The organism is Nocardia sp. NPDC050697, from assembly GCF_040654395.1.
Lineage (GTDB): Bacteria > Actinomycetota > Actinomycetes > Mycobacteriales > Mycobacteriaceae > Nocardia.
This window is the reverse complement of sequence record NZ_JBFAHY010000001.1, coordinates 991755-1007038: the sequence shown is the minus strand read 5'-3', so window position 1 is coordinate 1007038 and position 15284 is coordinate 991755. Positions and strand designations below refer to the sequence as shown.

Here is a 15284-nt window from a genome sequence, read left to right as displayed (position 1 = left end):
TCACGGTGCGGCCTCCGGCTCGGTCTCGGGGCGGGCCCGCAGCCAGCGGTCGAGCTCGGCGAGCTTCTCCGCGCTCAGCACCACCTCCACCAGCGCGGTGATCCGGTAGCGGCCCGGGCTGTCCTCCACGATCAGCCCCTCGGTGGCCAGCCGTCGCACCGCATTGCGGATCTCGAGCTGGCCGCGCGCGACATTGGTGTCGTCGGGGTCGAAGTAGGTGAGCACGGTCTGCTCCAGCTCCTCGATATCGACCCGCGCCGAGCTCTCGCCCGCGGCGCGCTCGTGCTGGAACAGGGTGCGCAGGTGCACCAGGACCAGCGTCTCGGCCCGGTTGTACGGCTCGTCCTTGAGCAGGATCGGCACGTCGAGCTCCGCCGAGCGCACCTGCTGCTTGTAGGCGAGGCCGCGGTCGTGGTCGACCACCAGCCGGACGAACAGGTCGTGCAGCCGCGACTCGATGAGCTGCCGGTTCTCCATCAGCACCCGCCACTGCGCCGAGTTCTTCTCGGCCAGCAGGAAACGGCGCTGCAGCAGCCGGACCAGCACGCGCCGCACCTCGGCGTCGAGGGTGCCCGCGTCGCCGGCGAAGAGTTCGGCCGGGTCGTCCTCCATCGGGACCGGGTCGATGAAACCGGGGTCACTCATCAGCGGATCCCGTCGTCGCGACCACCCCGTCGAAGGCGAAGCGGCGGGTGCTGCCGTCCGGCCGGACCGCCTCGACCACCACGACCTCGCCGGTCTCGGCCAGCTCCGAGCGGTGCGCCAGCTCGAGCAGGCCGAGCAGGTCGACCGGGCGGCGGAGCTCCGCCGGCGCCGCGCCGAACGCCGCCGCGATGTCGACCGGGCCGGAGTGTGCGTCCAGGTGCGCGGCGAGCGCCGCGTAGTGCGGGCCGCCCCAGGCCCTGGTGTCGCCGTCGGGCGCGCCCGATCCATCCGATTCGTGCAGCGGCGCGGGCGGGCGCGGCGGCGACAGGTCGCTCACCGACTGCCGCAGGTGCCCGAGATCGGCCGCGGGCAGCCGGCGCAGCGGCTCCACCGCCGCGCCCCGCCGCGCCGACGGCACCCACCGGTGCAGCCCGGTCATCACCTCGCGCAGCAGCTCGTCGACCTGCCGGTCACGCATCGGGTCGTGGTTGCGGACCTGGGTGGTGATCACGTGCGAGGCCTGCCGCTGCGCCGTCAGCACCTCGGCGACCCCGCGCTCGATCACCCGCGCGATGGTGCCGAGCTCGCGCAGCCGGGCGGCGGGCAGCTGCCCGGCGAACTCGTGCCGCAGCACCGTGCGCAGCTGCGCCGACAGGTCGTCGATCTGCTCCGGGTCGCCCACCAGCCGCAGCGCGCCGGCGAAGGCGCGCCCCTCCGGCGTCGCGTCCATGATCTGCTCACCGCGCGCCAGGTACTCGCGCAGCACCTCGCCGGTCGGGCGGGCGTCCCGGCGCAGCTCGGTGACCACGTCGCGCTGCATCTGCTTGATCGACTCGGCGACCATGGCGAAATCGGCGGGCAGCTCGCGGGCCAGGTGCAGCACGTGCTCCGCCGCCTCCAGCAGCTGCTCGCGGTCGACCGCCGCGAGCTCGCCGCCGCGCTCCAGCCGGGTCAGCTCGCGCTGCCGCTGCCCGATCTCCTCGTGCAGGCGGGTGATCCTGGCCGCCACATCCGGGTCGGCGTCCTGGGCGAGCTGCGCCACCGCGCTCAGCAGCGTACGCACCCGCGACTCCGACACCCGGGTGCGCGCCCCGCCGACCCGGCCCGCCACCTCCAGTGCGCCCACCCCGTGCGCCGAGAGCCGGTAGACCTCGACGTCGTCGTCGAGCACCTGACGGATGAGCCACCCCGCGTTCACCCACTGCCTGCACAGATCGCGGGCGGCGCCGACCGGCAGCGGCAGCCGCTCCGCGTCGTCGTAGCCGGCGGCGCGCAGCTGGGCGATGGCGTCGTCGATCTCGGCGTGCGCGTCGGTGACCGGGACCGTCGGGCGCTCGGCGGTGAACAGCACGGCCAGCACCGTCACCACGAACGGGGCATAGGTCTGGTGCAGCAGATCGAGCATGGGGGTCTTGAACGCGCGCAGCGCGCCCTGGTACGCCCCCTCCACCCCTCGTGTGCTCATTCGCGCCACCCTACGTCGCGGCTCCGACAGCGGGCGCGACGCGTCGCTGGCGGGTTGCTGGGCGGGGGATCGAGCAGGGCGGCGGCGGCCGCGGCTACGTCCCTGGCGCGGCGAGCTCGTCGACGACGACGTGGTTCCCGCCCGCCTGCTTGGCCCGGTACATGGCGGCGTCGGCGGCGTGCAGCAGCCGCTCGGGGGTGGGGCGCGGGGAGCCGGGGGAGCGCGTGGCGTCGAAGACCGCGACGCCGACGCTGGCGGTCACCTCCACCTCGGTGGCGCGCGGCTCGGCCACCGCCCGGCACAGCCGCTCGGCCTCGGCGCGCGCGGCGGGCGCGCCCAGCGGGGCGGCGACCACGAACTCCTCGCCGCCGGTGCGCGCCACCACCGCGCCCGGCCCGGCCGCCGCGTGCAACCGGCGCGCGGTGCTGACCAGCACGGTGTCGCCGACCCGGTGCCCGTAGGTGTCGTTGACCTCCTTGAACCGGTCGATGTCGAAGGCGATCACGCAGACCGCGGGGTGGCCGTGCACCAGCCGGGGCAGCCGGATCTCCAGCCCGCGTCGGTTCAGCAGCTCGGTGAGCGGGTCCGACAGCGACTCGGTGCGCAGCAGCCAGTACAGGATCTGCAGCGCGGGCAGCACGCTCACCACCGCCGCCACCAGCAGCAACCCCACGGCCAGCGCCAGCCGCACGTCCCCGCCGCCGGTCGCGATCCGCACCGAGAACACGATCACCGAAAGCAGCGACCACGCCGTGTGCACCGCCAGCGCCCGCGCGCTGTGGAAGAACCCGAGATAGCTCCCGGTGACCACGAGCAGCATCGCCCCCATGGCCCCGAACAGCCGGTCGGGCACCTGCAGGAACTCCAGGGTGAACAGCACGTCGGCGAGGCCGATCAGCACCAGCGACTCGGTCCGGCCCGGCCACCGCAGCAGCCACCAGCGCAGCGCCCACAGGATCGCGGTCCCCACCCCGATGGTCGAGGTGACCGCGGGGTGCACCGGCCCGATCGGCGTGCCCGCGATCACAATCCCCATCACCGCCATCGACACCCCGGCCAGCCCGATGAGCATCTGGAGCGGCCGCAGCGCCTTGCGCGCCGCCAGCGTGCCCACCAGCCACGCGTAGTCGACCGGATCGTTCCACCAGGCCAGCAGCGTCTTGCCGTCGTTCATCCCGTCACCCTCGGTCCCGACCGCGCGTCGTGCACCGTCCCTAGTGCCGAGCGGCCGGGTCCCGGCGACCCGTTCCGGCTCGTTCGCAGCAGTCTAGGCCCGGCTCCCGGTGATGCGGTCCGGACATGGCCGGAGTCAGCCGTGCGGGGTGGGGCGATAGGTGAGTTCCTGGATGCGGCCGTCGAAGGTGCGGCTCGCCAGCAGTTCGAGGTCGTAGTCGCCGACGCCGGCGAAGATCCGCTCGGCGCCGGTGTGCCCGCTGAGCACCGGGAAGATCGTCACCTGTACCCGGTCGATCAGCCCGGCGGCCAGCAGTGACCGATTCAGCGACAGGCTGCCGTGCGAGCGCAGCGGCACCGGGGAGGCCGCTTTCAGGTCGGCGACGACCCGCACGGCGTCGCCGGGCACCAGGGTGGCGTCCGGCCAGTCGCCGGTGCCGGGCAGGGTCCGCGACACCACCGTGGTCGGCATGCTGCGCATGCGGGCGTTCACCGGGTCGAGCTCGGCCGGGTCGATCGGGCCGAGCAAGCGCGTGAACTGCCGGAAGGTGGTCGCGCCGAGCACCATGCGCTGGTCGGGGCCGAGCACCTCCGCGCGGTGCGCCAGGAACTCCGGCCCCTCCTTGCTCCAGTAGCCGCCCCAGTCGCCGTGCTCGTCGTAGGAGGCGAAGCCGTCCAGGGTGGAGTAGACATCGAAGGTGTAGGTGGCGGTCACGTTGCGCTCCTCGGGTTCGCTCGGTTCGGGGCTCGTCGGTGCAGACGTGGCCCCGGCCGGAAACTCATCGCGGTGGCGCGGCCTCGGCCTCGCCGGGGCCGTCCTCGAAGAAGTCGCCCTCCTGCTCCTCCTCCCACTCGGTGATCTCCGAGGGGAAGCCCGCCCACGGGGCGTCGAGCGGGAACGGCAGCGCCGAGCGGGGCCCCGGCTGGTCGGCGAGCCCGCGCGGTCCGTAGTTCATCAGCGCGCCGCCCGGCTCGCCGAACTCGAGCAGGTAGCGGCGGTAGTTCTCCGGCAGTCGCAGGCCGTGCCGGGCTTCGAGGGCGGCGAGGTCGGCCTCCGGCACCGGCGGATACGCCGCGCGGGCGTCCGGCCGCAGTGCGGCCGACCGTCCGAACAGGTCCCGGATGATCGCCAGCCGCCGGTCGATCCGCTCTCCGTCGAGTGGCCTCCGCATGGTCACGCTCTCCTGCACGCCCGACAGCGTAGGGCACTGCCGCTCAGCGGATTCCGGGTGCGTACCCGCTCAGCGGACCTGCTGCTCCACCAGCTCGGCCGCCCGCGCCGCCGCCTTCTCGGCGGGCACCAGCGCGGCGGCGAGGCCGGCGGCCGCGGCGCGGGTGCCCGGCGCGAACAAAGTGCGCAGCTCGGCGCCGACCTCGTCGGCGGTGACGGTGCGCAGGCGGCGGGTCCCGCCGGCGCCGACCGCGCGCACCCGCTGCCCCCAGAACGGCTGGTCGGCGGTGATGGAGCAGATCAGGGTGGGCAGCCCGGCGCGCAGGGTGGCGGCTGTGGTGCCCGCGCCGCCGTGGTGGATGGCGGCCGCGCAGCGGGGGAGCAGCGCCGAGTGGTCGGTGGGGCCGACGAAGTAGACGCCGGGGTCGTGGGGGTCGGGGCCGCGGCGGTCGCCGATCGCGAACAGGGCGCGGTGGCCTGCGCCGCGACAGGCGGTGCGGAAGGTGCTGATCACGGCGTCCGGGTCGGTGAGCGGCATACTGCCGAAGGAGACGAAGACCGGTGGCTCGCCCGCGGCGAGCCAGTCGGCGAGCGCGGTGTCGGCGGGGGTGGTCTCCGGGAGTCCGGCGCGCGAGTCCGGCGGCAGGTCGAGGAAGCCGACGATCGGCTTGTGCTCGCCCCAGTCCGCGGCGAGCCCGGGGATCAGCGCCTCGTCGTAGGCCTGCAGCTGCGGGATCCCGGCGGCGCGCAGCCGCCGCGGCAGCGGACCGGCCGCGCGCGGCAGCCCGAGCCGGGAGCGGAAGGACTGCTCGTTCCAGCCGGTCGCCCACCAGGTCACCCGGTCGGCGGCGCGCCAGGAGCGGCGCTTCCACTCCGGCGACCAACGATCGCTCACCCCCGGGATCGGGCCGAGCAGGCCGTTCTCCGACAGCGGCGCGAAGCGGAGCACCACCAGCGGCACGCCGAGCGCCTCGGCCACCGCCAGCCCGCGGTCCTGGCACAGCGGCCCGGCCACCAGCACCTCGGCATCGCCGCACGGTGCGCCCGCGTCCAGGAACAGCCGGCACAGGTCGGCATCGAAGGCCGCGAAACCGCGCCGCACGTTCGCCAGCGCGAACCGCACCCGCGTCAGCGGATTCCTGGCCTTCATCGACGCCGTCGCCTCCGCCGACGACCACGCCTGCTCGGTCTCCGCCCCCAGCTCGCGCACCTCGGCCACCCCGGCGCGGCGCGCGAGATCGACCAGGTTCGGCGGGACGAGCGCCGCCACCGAGTGCCCGCGCCGCTGCAGCTCCAGCGCCAGGCAGACGCCGGGTTGGATGTCGCCGCGACTGCCGTACATGACCACAGCGACCCGCACACCGGCTCCCACTCCACCGTCCCCTTTCGTCGTGGACTGCGATCGTAGTCAGCTCCATGGTGCGCGGGTGCCGCGGACCGGTCGGCGAAGCGGGCGGACACGGCGATGTCCGTACCCCGCCCGCGGTTGAGGGTCGGCGCCGCCCGGGCAGCGCGAACCGGTACCGAACCGCCAACCGGGCGTTCAACGATACGGTCGAACGACATGGACCTCGACGAACTGCGCGCCGTCACCGCCTACGCCGTCACCTGCGCCGAACCCGCGCTCATCCGTTTCGAACGGCACCGCCCCGGCGACCCGCGGGCTCGGCTTGCCCTCGAAGCCGCGCGCGAATTCGCCGGGGGCGGGCCGCGGACCAAGGCCATCCGGGACGCGGCCTGGGCCGCGCAGCGCGCGTACGGCGAAGCCCGCGACGCCGGGCAGCGCGCCGCGAGCGAGGCGGCAAGGTCCGCGGTGGCGGCGGCGAGCGCCGCCTACCTGCACCCGATCGCGAAAGCCACCCAGGTGTGGCACATCCTGGGCGCGGCCGCCCACGCCGCGTACGCCGCCGAACTCGACGGCGAGCCGGCCCCGCCGCCCCTGGCGCCGAGCCCGGCGGTCGTCGCCGTACTGCGCCGCTACCCGCCCGCACCCGCCGGACGCGGCCGCGCGGGCGAGCTCCTGCGCGAGCTGGACCGTAGGCTCCGGCCATGAGCGAGCTCACCTACGGCCCGCCCGGCGCCACCCGCCCCGCCGACACCGTGCACCTCACCCTGCGCTCGCTCACCGCGCCCGCGCCGCGCGGGCCGTGGCGGGCGCTGTTCCCGCTGCTGCTCGTCGCGCAGCGCGGATTCCGCCGCCGCTACCTGCGCGCTCTGCGCTGATCGGGAAGGTGCGGAGGTCGAGGGGGGCGGCTCGGCCGCCGGGGCTGGGCGCCGGCGATGTCGGCGACGGCGGGTGCCGCGACTTCCTCGGGCCGCGGCCCGCACCGCACGGCAGCATCCGGTGCGCGCTGCGCGGCGGCGGATCGCCGGGCAACGGGGGTGCGCTGGCTACGATGCGCCCTGTGGCATCGAGCATGTGCAACTACCCGGGCTGCCACCGGCCCGTCACCCGCACCGGCGGTCCGGGCAGGCCGTCGGAGTACTGCGACCACCCCGACCACACCCGCTGGCGCGCTTGGCGAGAACGGCAGCGGCAGCAGGAGGGCGCGGAGAGCGCACCCGCTGTCACTGTGACGGACAGGGCGCCGGTGACGGCGGCCCGGCTGCGCGCCGACGAACTGCTCACCCAGTTCCGCGCACTCGCCGAGCAACTCGGCGGCACGCTGAATGCCGCGGTGGCGGAGCTCGGCACGCTGGCCGACCCCTCGGTCGCCGAGGCCCAGGTGCAGGCCGCGCAGGCCGACGCCGCGCGCCGGATCGCCGAGGCGGAGGTGGCCGCCGCCGAGGCGCAGCAGCGGCGGCGCGCCGCGGAGGAGGGGCGAGCCGCCGCCGAAGCCGCCGCCGACGATGCCGCGAGCGCCGCCGAGCGGGCCGAGGCGGCGCGCGAGGAGGCGCTCGCCGAGGTCGGGCGGATCACCGAGCAGGCGTCCGAGGATGTCTTCGCCGCGCGCAGCGCCGCCGACGAGCAGGTCGCCGCCGCGCGCACCGAGCTGGAGGTCGCGCGGGAGCGCCTCGAAACCGAAGCGCGGCAACGGGTTTCCATTGCCGAGGAACGAGCCGAGACGGAGATCCAGCGGGTCCGCATCGAGGCCGTCGACCGGATCGGCGCCGCCGACGCCGATGCCGCGCGCGCGAACCAGCGCGCCGCCGATGCCGAACGCGCCGCGGAGCGGGCCGAGGAGATCGCCGCCGAACGCGGCGAGGCACTGACGGCGGCGCGGGACGACGTGCAGCGGCTGCGGGCCGACCTCGAGGCGGCCCGTGCCGATATCTCGATCGCCCGCCGCGAACTCGACGGTGCCCGCGCCGAGACCGCCGCCGTGCGCGCGGAGCTGACGGAGGCGCGGCGCGCGGGCACGGAGCAGGCGGCGGAGCTGCGTCGAGAAGCGGCGGCGGCGCTGGCCAAGGCCGAGGCCGAGGCGGCGCGCAGGGCGCAGGCGCTGGACGAGGCCCGCGCGCAGACCCTCGCCAGGGCCGAGCGCGCCGAGCAGCAGCTGGACGCGCTGCTCGCCGAGCCGCGCTGAGCGGGTAACGCGGCTCGAACGCCGTTCGACGATCGGGCGGAGGGCAGGTGAAATCTTCGGGCGCGCGCTTCGTTCGCCGCGCGGTCGCCATCATCCGGGTTTCGGTGCGGACCAGCGCATTCGGTGTGGCGGGAACCGCGAAACGGCCCTGCCCGCAACGTTTTCGACGGCATCGGCCGTCACCTGCCGGTAGTAGGGTTCCCGCGGCGCGGCGGCGGGGGTGGCCACGCGCGGGCGAATCCGGGCGAGGTGAGGAGTATGTGGTGGGTGACGAGGCGGCCGGCGGCAACCGCGAGGAACAGGCGATCCAGCGGGTGACGAGCACGCTGGTGGAGAACTTCGCGGACACGCACACCGCCGACCGGATCGAACGGACCGTGCACACCGTGCGGCAGCGGTTCGCCGGGCACCCGGTGCGCGAGTTCGTCCCGATCCTCGTCGAGCGCGTCGCGCGCCGCGAACTCGGGGAGGTCCCGGCCGCGGAGCGGGTCACCGTGCGCCCGGAGCCGGCGGTCTCCATCCGGAAGGCGGAGCAGCCGGCGGCGGTACAGCCTGTTGCGGACGCCGCCGTGCCTGCCGCAGCGGATGCGGTCACAGGGCAACAGGGCGGGGCAGGCACGCAGGGCGGCACCGGTGGCGCGCGGCCGGCCGAAGCGGTTGTGCGCGAAAGCCGACCGAGCGCCGCGACCGCAACCCCCACCACGAACGGCAACACCCGATCCACCATCGGCCCGAAACACGCCGCCCCCGACATCCCCGTCATCACCATCCCCCCGGCCGACGACCACCTCAGCTTCTTCGGCGTCGCCCGCAAGTGGGCCATCGAACGCCCGGTCGTCCCCCTGGCAGTCGGCCTGGTCCTGGTCCTCACGGCGGTCCTCGGCGTCGCCGCCACCCGCTCCGGCGGCGAGCAACCGGCACCCGTGGCCGCCACCGCCCCGGTGACCGTCCGCGGCCTCGTCGGCTCGGAGAAGGCCGCGTTCTTCGCCGACCCGCGGGTCGCCGCCGTCTTCGCCGCCAACGGCCTCGACGTGCAGGTCGAACCGGCCGGCTCCCGCCAGATCGCCGGCCTCGACCTGACCGGCTACGGCTTCGTCTTCCCGTCCAGCGCGACCGCCGCCGACCGCATCCAGCGCGAACAGAACGTGGCGACCAGGTACACCCCGTTCTCCTCGCCCATGGCCATCGCCACCTTCACCCCGATCGTCGAGGCGCTCACCGCCGCGGGCGTGATCCGGCCTGGTCAGGTCCCGACCCTGGACGTCGCCCGCTACCTGCAGCTGGTGCGCGACAACATCGAATGGGAGCGGCTGCCCGGCAACACCACCTACCCGGTGCGCAAGAACGTGCTGGTCTCCACCACCGACCCGCGCACCTCCAGCTCGGCCGCCATGTACCTCGCCGTCGCGGGCTTCGTCGCCAACGACAATGCCGTTGTCTCGGATGCCGAGGCCGAGCGCAGGGTGCTGCCGCTGCTCGGCAGGCTCTTCGCCGGCCAGGGCCGCACCGAGGGCACCAGCGAGGGCCCCTTCCGCGAGTACCTCTCCGGCGGCATTGGTCCCGCGCCGCTGGTGTGGATCTACGAATCGCAGTTCGTGGAGGCGGTCGTGGCCGGGCAGACGAAGCCGGGCATGGTGCTGGCCTACCCCTCGCCGACCGTGCTCTCCCAGCACACCCTGATCCCGCTCGGAGACCAGGGTGACCGGGTCGGCGCGCTGCTCGCCGGCGACCCCGAACTGCAGCGCCTCGCGGCCGAACACGGCTTCCGCACCGCCGATTTCGGCGCGGTCACCGCCCAGCACCGGGTGCCGGTCGCGGCCGACGTGATCGATGTCGTCGACACCCCGACCTCGGAGACGCTGGAGCGGATGATCGACGGAGTGGCCGCCACCTACCGGTAGCCGTCAGCGGTTCAGCGGCCGCATAGGGGGCGTGACAATTCACGGCTACCGCCGGCCCGGGATCGGCCCTACCGTGAGTGGATCGCCGCTCCCGGAGGAATTCCCGATGAACACCTTCCAGGTCCCCGTCCTGCTGCAGTATCAATTGCTCTGGCTGCTCGCCGCTTTCGCGCTCATTCTGTCCTGAACGCGGCGGCGATCGCTTCCGCGAATTCAGCGGGGTGCATCACATCGCTTCGTGCCGGGACGAGTGTCCGCATCCGGTGCGCGGCTGTCGCCCGGCTTACGCCGCGCACCGATCTCAGCGCACGAATACCGCCGCCCGCTCGGCCAGGTCGAGCAGCGGCTGCGGGAAGACCCCGAGCAGCAGCGTGGCGACCGACCCCACCGCCACCACCGCGGTGGTCGGCGCGGGGGTGATGACGCTCGGCCCGGCCGCGGGCGGGTCGGTGAAGAACATCATCACGATCACCCGCACGTAGAAGAACGCCGCCACCGCGCTGCACAGCACGCCCACGATCACCAGCACCGCCGCGTCCGCACCGGCCGCCGCCCCGAACACCGCGAACTTGGCGACGAAGCCACTGGTCAGCGGGATACCGGCGAAGGAGAGCAGGAGCAGCGCGAAGGCGCCCGCCAGCCACGGGCTGCGCCGCCCGAGCCCGGCCCAGTCGGCCAGCGCGGTCGCCTCCGACCCGTCGGGGGCGCGCACCAGCGCCACCGCGGCGAAGGCCGCGAGCGTGCCGAGACCGTAGACGGCCAGGTAGAACAGCAGTGCCGCGGTGCCCGCGTCGTCGGCCGCCACCACGCCGGTGAGCAGGAAACCGGCATGCGCCACCGACGAATACGCCAGCATCCGCTTCACATCGGTCTGGGTGACCGCCATGACCGCGCCGAGCGCCATGGTCGCGATGCAGATCGCCGCCAGCACCGGCCGCCAGTCGTCGCGCAGCGCGGGCACCGCCACCGCGAGCACCCGCACCAGCGCGCCGATCGACGCGATCTTGGTCGCCGCCGCCATGAACGCCGTCACCGGCGTCGGCGCCCCCTGGTACACATCGGGCACCCACGCCTGGAACGGCACCGCGCCCACCTTGAACAGCAACCCCACCGCCAGCATGCCGACCCCGAGCAGCGCCAGCAGCGCGTCCCCGGACTGCCCGGCCAGCGCGGCACCGATCCCGCTCAGCCGTACCGTGCCCGCCGCGCCGTAGAGCAGCGCCACCCCGTACAGGAAGAATGCCGACGAGAAGGCGCCGAGCAGGAAATATTTCAGCGCCGCCTCCTGCGAGAGCAGCCGCCGGTACCGGGCCAGCCCGCACAGCAGGTACAGCGGCAGTGAGAGCACCTCCAGCGCCACGAACATGGTCAGCAGATCGTTGGCGGCCGGGAAGAGCAGCAGCCCGCCCACCGCGAGCAGCAGCAGCGGGAACACCTCGGTGGTGGCGATCCCGGCGCGCGCGGCCGCGTCCTCGTCGGCGCCGCCGGGCACCGCCGCGGCCTGCGGGGTGAAGGCGTCCACCCGGCGCGCGGCGTGCTGGGCGGCGGCCGCGGTCCAGGTGCCGGGGCCGGAGCGGGCCCGGCCGGGGGCGGGGAGGCCGCGCTCGGCGGCGAAGACCACGCCGAGCACCGCGACGATCAGGATGGCGCCCTGCAGGAACAGCGCCACCCCGTCCACCGCGACCGCGCCCGCCACCGCCGTCGCCTCGGTGCCCGCCAGCAGCAGCACCGCCACGAACGCCGCCACCAGCGCGGCCAGCGCCAGCGCCAGCTGCAGGGGGTAGCGCAGCCGGCGCGGCGCGAACGCCTCGACCAGCACCCCGAGCACCCCGGCCGCGAAGACCAGCAGCATGGGGGAGAGCAGCCCGTACTCGATACTCGGCGCGGGCAGCGCCGCCGCCACAACGGTCACGGTCACTTCGGGCCCTCCCCGGCTTCGGCGGTGGGAACGGTCGGCGCCGGATCCTGCACGCCGACCGAGGTCAGCGTCTGGCGGACCGCGGGATCCACCACCTCCAGCACCGGTTTCGGATAGACGCCGAGGAACAGCAGCGCGGCCAGCAGCGGCGCCACCACCAGCAGCTCGCGCGGCACCAGATCCGGCAGCTTCGCGTTCTCGTCGCGCACCGGGCCGGTCATGACCCGCTGGTAGAGCCACAGGATGTAGATCGCGGCCAGCACCAGCGCGCCCGCCGCCACGATCGCCGCCACCTGGTAGCGGGTGAAGGTGCCGACCAGCACCAGGAACTCGCTCACGAACGGCGCCAGCCCGGGCAGCGACAGCGTGGCCAGCCCGGCCACGAAGAAACTGCCCGCCAGCACCGGCGCCACCTTCTGCACCCCGCCGTAGTCGGCGATCAGCGTGCTTCCCCGCCGCGACACCAGGAACCCGGCCACCAGGAACAGTGCGGCGGTGGAGATTCCGTGGTTCACCATGTAGAGCGTGGCGCCGGTCTGGCCCTGCCCGGTCATGGCGAAGATGCCGAGGATGATGAAGCCGAAGTGCGAGATCGAGGTGTAGGCGATGAGCCGCATGATGTCGGTCTGGCCGATCGCCAGCAGCGCACCGTAGAGGATGCCGATCACCGCCAGGGTGACGATCACCGGGGCGTAGGAGCGGGCGGAGTCCGGGAAGAGCGGCAGGCTGTAGCGCAGCATGCCGAAGGTGCCGACCTTGTCCACCACCGCCATCATGAGCACCGCGCCCGCCGGGGTCGCGGCCACCGCCGCGCCGGGCAGCCAGGTGTGCAGCGGCCACAGCGGCGCCTTCACCGCGAAGGCGAAGAGGAAGCCGAGGAACAGCGCGTCCAGCACCGGCGCCGCCGCGCCGAGCTGCCCGTTCGCCGCCGCCTCGGCCACGATCCGCATGTCGAAGCTGCCGCCGCCGTCCGGGCCGAGCCCCTCGCGCGCGGTGAGCACGTAGAGCCCGATCACCGCCGCCAGCATGACCAGCCCGCCGAACAGGTTGTAGAGCAGGAACTTCACCGCCGCCCGCGACCGCTGCTGCCGCGCCTGCTCGTCGCCGGCGCGCGGGCCGAAACCGCCGATGAGGAAGTACATCGGGATCAGCATGGCCTCGAAGAACACGTAGAACAGCAGGATGTCGAGCGAGGTGAAGGAGAGCAGCACCATCGCCTCGACCACCAGCATGAGCGCCACATAGGTGTGCGCGGCGCGCGGCCCGGCGCCCGCGGTGCGGTCGTCGTGCCAGCCCGCGAGCAGCAGCAGCGGCATGAGCGCGGCGGTGAGCAGCACCAGCACCAGCGCGATGCCGTCCACGCCGAGGGTGTAGCCCGCGCCGAAGGCCGGGATCCACCGGTGGTCCTCGACGAACTGGTAGCGGCCGGCGCCCGGCTCGAATCCCACCGCGATCCCGATCGCCACCGCCAGCGTGAGCAGCGCGGCGCCGAGCGCGACGTAGCGCGCCGCGGCCGGGCGCGCGGCCGGCACCACCGCGGCCAGTAGCGCGCCCGCCGCCGGGACCAGCCACAGAACCGTCAACCAGGGGAAATCGTTCACCAGATCCTCACCGCCAGCAGGGCTGCGGCCACCAGGGCCGCGCCGGTGAACATGGACAGGGCGTAGGAGCGCACGAAACCGGTCTGCGCGCGCCGCAGCCGGGCCGAGAGCCCGCCGATCGCGGCCGCGGTGCTGTTCACCAGGCCGTCGATCCCGCGGGCGTCGACGAAGACCAGCGAGCGGGTCAGGTGCTGACCGGGGCGCATGAACGCCGCCTCGTTCACCGCGTCGCCGTAGAGATCCCGGCGCGCCGCCGTGGTCAGCGCCGACACCGGCTCGGGCGCGGTCCGCGGCACCGGGCGGCGCCCGTAGAGCCGGACCGCCACCGCGACGCCCACCGCGACCGTGGCCAGCGCCAGCACCGTGACCACCCAGGCCGGAATCGTGTGCTCGCCGTGCGCCTCGCCGACCACCGGGGCCAGCCAGGTCTGCAATCCGGCGCCGATCACCAGCAGCCCGCCCGCGCCGACCGAGCCGAAGGCCAGCACGATCATCGGGCCGGTCATGGAGGCGGGCGCCTCGTGCGGGTGCGCGTCCTCGGCCCAGCGGCGCTCGCCGAAGAAGGTGAGCAGCATGACCCTGGTCATGTAGAACGCGGTCAGCCCGGCGCCGAGCAGCGTGACCGCGCCCAGCGCGATCCCGGCCGCGCCCGGCTCGGCGAAGGCCGCCTCGATGATCTTGTCCTTGGAGAAGAACCCGGCGAACGGCGGCACCCCGATGATCGCCAGGTAGCCGAGCCCGAAGGTGGCGAAGGTGATCGGCAGCGCCGCCCGCAGCGCGCCGTAGCGGCGCATGTCGGTCTCGTCGTTCATGGCGTGCATGACCGACCCGGCGCCGAGGAACAGCCCGGCCTTGAAGAAGCCGTGCGTGAGCAGGTGCAGGATGGCGAAGGCGTACCCGGCCGGGCCGAGCCCGGCGGCCAGCACCATGTAGCCGATCTGGCTCATGGTGGAGGCGGCCAGCGCCTTCTTGATGTCGTCCTTGGCGCAGCCGATGATCGCGCCGAACAGCAGCGTCACCGCGCCGACCAGCACCACCGCCAGCCGCGCGCCCGCCGACAGGTCGTAGACGGCATGGCAGCGGGCGATCAGGTAGACGCCGGCGGTGACCATGGTGGCGGCGTGGATGAGCGCCGAGACCGGGGTCGGGCCCTCCATGGCGTCGCCGAGCCAGGACTGCAGCGGCACCTGCGCCGACTTGCCGCACGCCGCCAGCAGGAGCAGCAGCCCCAGCGCCAGCACCGTGCCCTCGCTCGCCCCGGGCACCCCGGCGAAGACGGTGCCGAAATCGACCGAGCCGAAGGTGGCGAACATGACCATCATGGCGATGGCGAGGCCGGTGTCGCCGACCCGGTTCACCACGAACGCCTTCTTGGCCGCGGTCGCCGCCGACGGCTTGTGGAACCAGAAGCCGATCAGCAGGTACGAGGCCAGCCCGACGCCCTCCCAGCCCAGGTAGAGCACCAGGAAGTTGTCCGCGAGCACCAGCAGCAGCATGGCGCCGAGGAACAGGTTCAGGAAGCCGAAGAAGCGGCGGCGGCCGGGGTCGTCCTTCATGTAGCCGGTCGAGTAGATGTGGATCAGCGATCCGACGCCGGTGATCAGCAGCACGAAGCACATCGAGAGCTGGTCCAGGCGCAGCGCCAGATCCACCTGGAGGCCGTCCACCGGGACCCAGGAGTACAGGTCGGCGCCGATCGCGCGATCGGGTGTGGCCCGGCCGAGCATGGCGAAGAACGCCACCGCGGCCAGGGCGAAGGAGGCGAGCGCGGTCGCGCAGCCGAGCCAGTGCCCCCAGCGGTCGGCGCGGCGGCCGAGCAGCAGCAGGACGGCCGCGCCTGCCAGCGGCAGCGCGGGCAGCAGCCAGAGCGTCACGGTATCCAT

At 74.1% G+C, this 15284-nt stretch carries 12 protein-coding genes and 1 pseudogene; 4 read left to right on the top strand and 9 right to left on the bottom strand.

Annotation, left to right across the window (positions count from 1 at the left end; translation table 11 throughout):
* The 6 genes from AB0H71_RS05085 to AB0H71_RS05060 all read right to left on the bottom strand — a co-directional run bounded on the left by AB0H71_RS05085 (position 1) and on the right by AB0H71_RS05060 (position 5814).
* Positions 1-645 carry a DUF4194 domain-containing protein gene (locus AB0H71_RS05085; RefSeq protein WP_357014988.1) on the bottom strand — a complete coding sequence of 215 codons (645 nt, stop codon included), beginning with the start codon at positions 643-645 and terminating at the stop codon, positions 1-3.
* Positions 638-2110 carry a DUF3375 domain-containing protein gene (locus AB0H71_RS05080; RefSeq protein ID WP_357014986.1) on the bottom strand — a complete coding sequence of 491 codons (1473 nt, stop codon included), beginning with the start codon at positions 2108-2110 and terminating at the stop codon, positions 638-640. Before AB0H71_RS05080 ends, AB0H71_RS05085 begins: the two co-directional genes overlap by 8 nt.
* A 94-nt stretch (positions 2111-2204) precedes the next feature.
* Positions 2205-3284, bottom strand: a complete 1080-nt coding sequence (locus AB0H71_RS05075) for a GGDEF domain-containing protein (protein WP_357014984.1) — start codon at positions 3282-3284, stop codon at positions 2205-2207.
* A 135-nt stretch (positions 3285-3419) separates the two neighbouring features.
* Positions 3420-3998 carry a dihydrofolate reductase family protein gene (locus AB0H71_RS05070; RefSeq protein ID WP_357014982.1) on the bottom strand — a complete coding sequence of 193 codons (579 nt, stop codon included), beginning with the start codon at positions 3996-3998 and terminating at the stop codon, positions 3420-3422.
* A gap of 64 nt (positions 3999-4062) precedes the next feature.
* Complete coding sequence (locus AB0H71_RS05065) at positions 4063-4473, bottom strand: SMI1/KNR4 family protein (RefSeq protein WP_357014981.1); 411 nt, start codon at positions 4471-4473, stop codon at positions 4063-4065.
* Between the two features lie 51 nt (positions 4474-4524).
* On the bottom strand, positions 4525-5814 hold the full coding sequence (locus AB0H71_RS05060) for a glycosyltransferase (RefSeq protein ID WP_357014979.1): 1290 nt from the start codon (positions 5812-5814) through the stop codon (positions 4525-4527).
* 204 nt (positions 5815-6018) lie between these two features.
* On the opposite strand from AB0H71_RS05060, the gene AB0H71_RS05055 reads away from it, so the two are divergent.
* The 4 genes and pseudogenes from AB0H71_RS05055 to AB0H71_RS05040 all read left to right on the top strand — a co-directional run bounded on the left by AB0H71_RS05055 (position 6019) and on the right by AB0H71_RS05040 (position 9882).
* Positions 6019-6507, top strand: coding sequence for a putative immunity protein (locus tag AB0H71_RS05055; protein WP_357014978.1), 489 nt, complete (start codon positions 6019-6021; stop codon positions 6505-6507).
* A gap of 32 nt (positions 6508-6539) precedes the next feature.
* Positions 6540-6677, top strand: a pseudogene (locus AB0H71_RS05050) (DUF1990 domain-containing protein); the annotation flags it as partial.
* 182 nt (positions 6678-6859) lie between these two features.
* Positions 6860-7981, top strand: a complete 1122-nt coding sequence (locus AB0H71_RS05045; RefSeq protein WP_357014976.1) for a hypothetical protein — start codon at positions 6860-6862, stop codon at positions 7979-7981.
* Between the two features lie 263 nt (positions 7982-8244).
* Positions 8245-9882, top strand: a complete 1638-nt coding sequence (locus AB0H71_RS05040; protein WP_357014975.1) for a three-helix bundle dimerization domain-containing protein — start codon at positions 8245-8247, stop codon at positions 9880-9882.
* A 301-nt stretch (positions 9883-10183) separates the two neighbouring features.
* Here the strand turns inward: AB0H71_RS05040 and nuoN are convergent, their stop codons facing one another.
* Genes nuoN through nuoL form a run of 3 tightly spaced genes read right to left on the bottom strand, consistent with a single transcriptional unit; the run spans position 10184 to position 15284 of the window.
* The gene (gene nuoN, locus AB0H71_RS05035; RefSeq protein ID WP_357014973.1) at positions 10184-11800 is read right to left on the bottom strand and encodes an NADH-quinone oxidoreductase subunit NuoN; all 1617 of its coding nucleotides are present in this window, start codon (positions 11798-11800) and stop codon (positions 10184-10186) included.
* Positions 11797-13401, bottom strand: a complete 1605-nt coding sequence (locus AB0H71_RS05030; RefSeq protein WP_357014971.1) for an NADH-quinone oxidoreductase subunit M — start codon at positions 13399-13401, stop codon at positions 11797-11799. The genes nuoN and AB0H71_RS05030 overlap by 4 nt, the downstream gene beginning before the upstream one ends.
* Entirely contained in the window at positions 13398-15284 is a 1887-nt protein-coding gene (nuoL, locus tag AB0H71_RS05025; RefSeq protein ID WP_357014970.1) for an NADH-quinone oxidoreductase subunit L, read from the bottom strand. The genes AB0H71_RS05030 and nuoL overlap by 4 nt, the downstream gene beginning before the upstream one ends.

Excerpts from the sequence above, each read along its gene's own strand:
- AB0H71_RS05085 (WP_357014988.1), bottom strand. The coding sequence starts at position 645 with ATGAGTGACCCCGGTTTCATCGACCCGGTCCCGATGGAGGACGACCCG.
- AB0H71_RS05080 (WP_357014986.1), bottom strand. The coding sequence starts at position 2,110 with ATGAGCACACGAGGGGTGGAGGGGGCGTACCAGGGCGCGCTGCGCGCG.
- AB0H71_RS05075 (WP_357014984.1), bottom strand. The coding sequence starts at position 3,284 with ATGAACGACGGCAAGACGCTGCTGGCCTGGTGGAACGATCCGGTCGAC.
- AB0H71_RS05055 (WP_357014978.1), top strand. The coding sequence starts at position 6,019 with ATGGACCTCGACGAACTGCGCGCCGTCACCGCCTACGCCGTCACCTGC.
- nuoL (WP_357014970.1), bottom strand. The coding sequence starts at position 15,284 with ATGGATACCGTGACGCTCTGGCTGCTGCCCGCGCTGCCGCTGGCAGGC.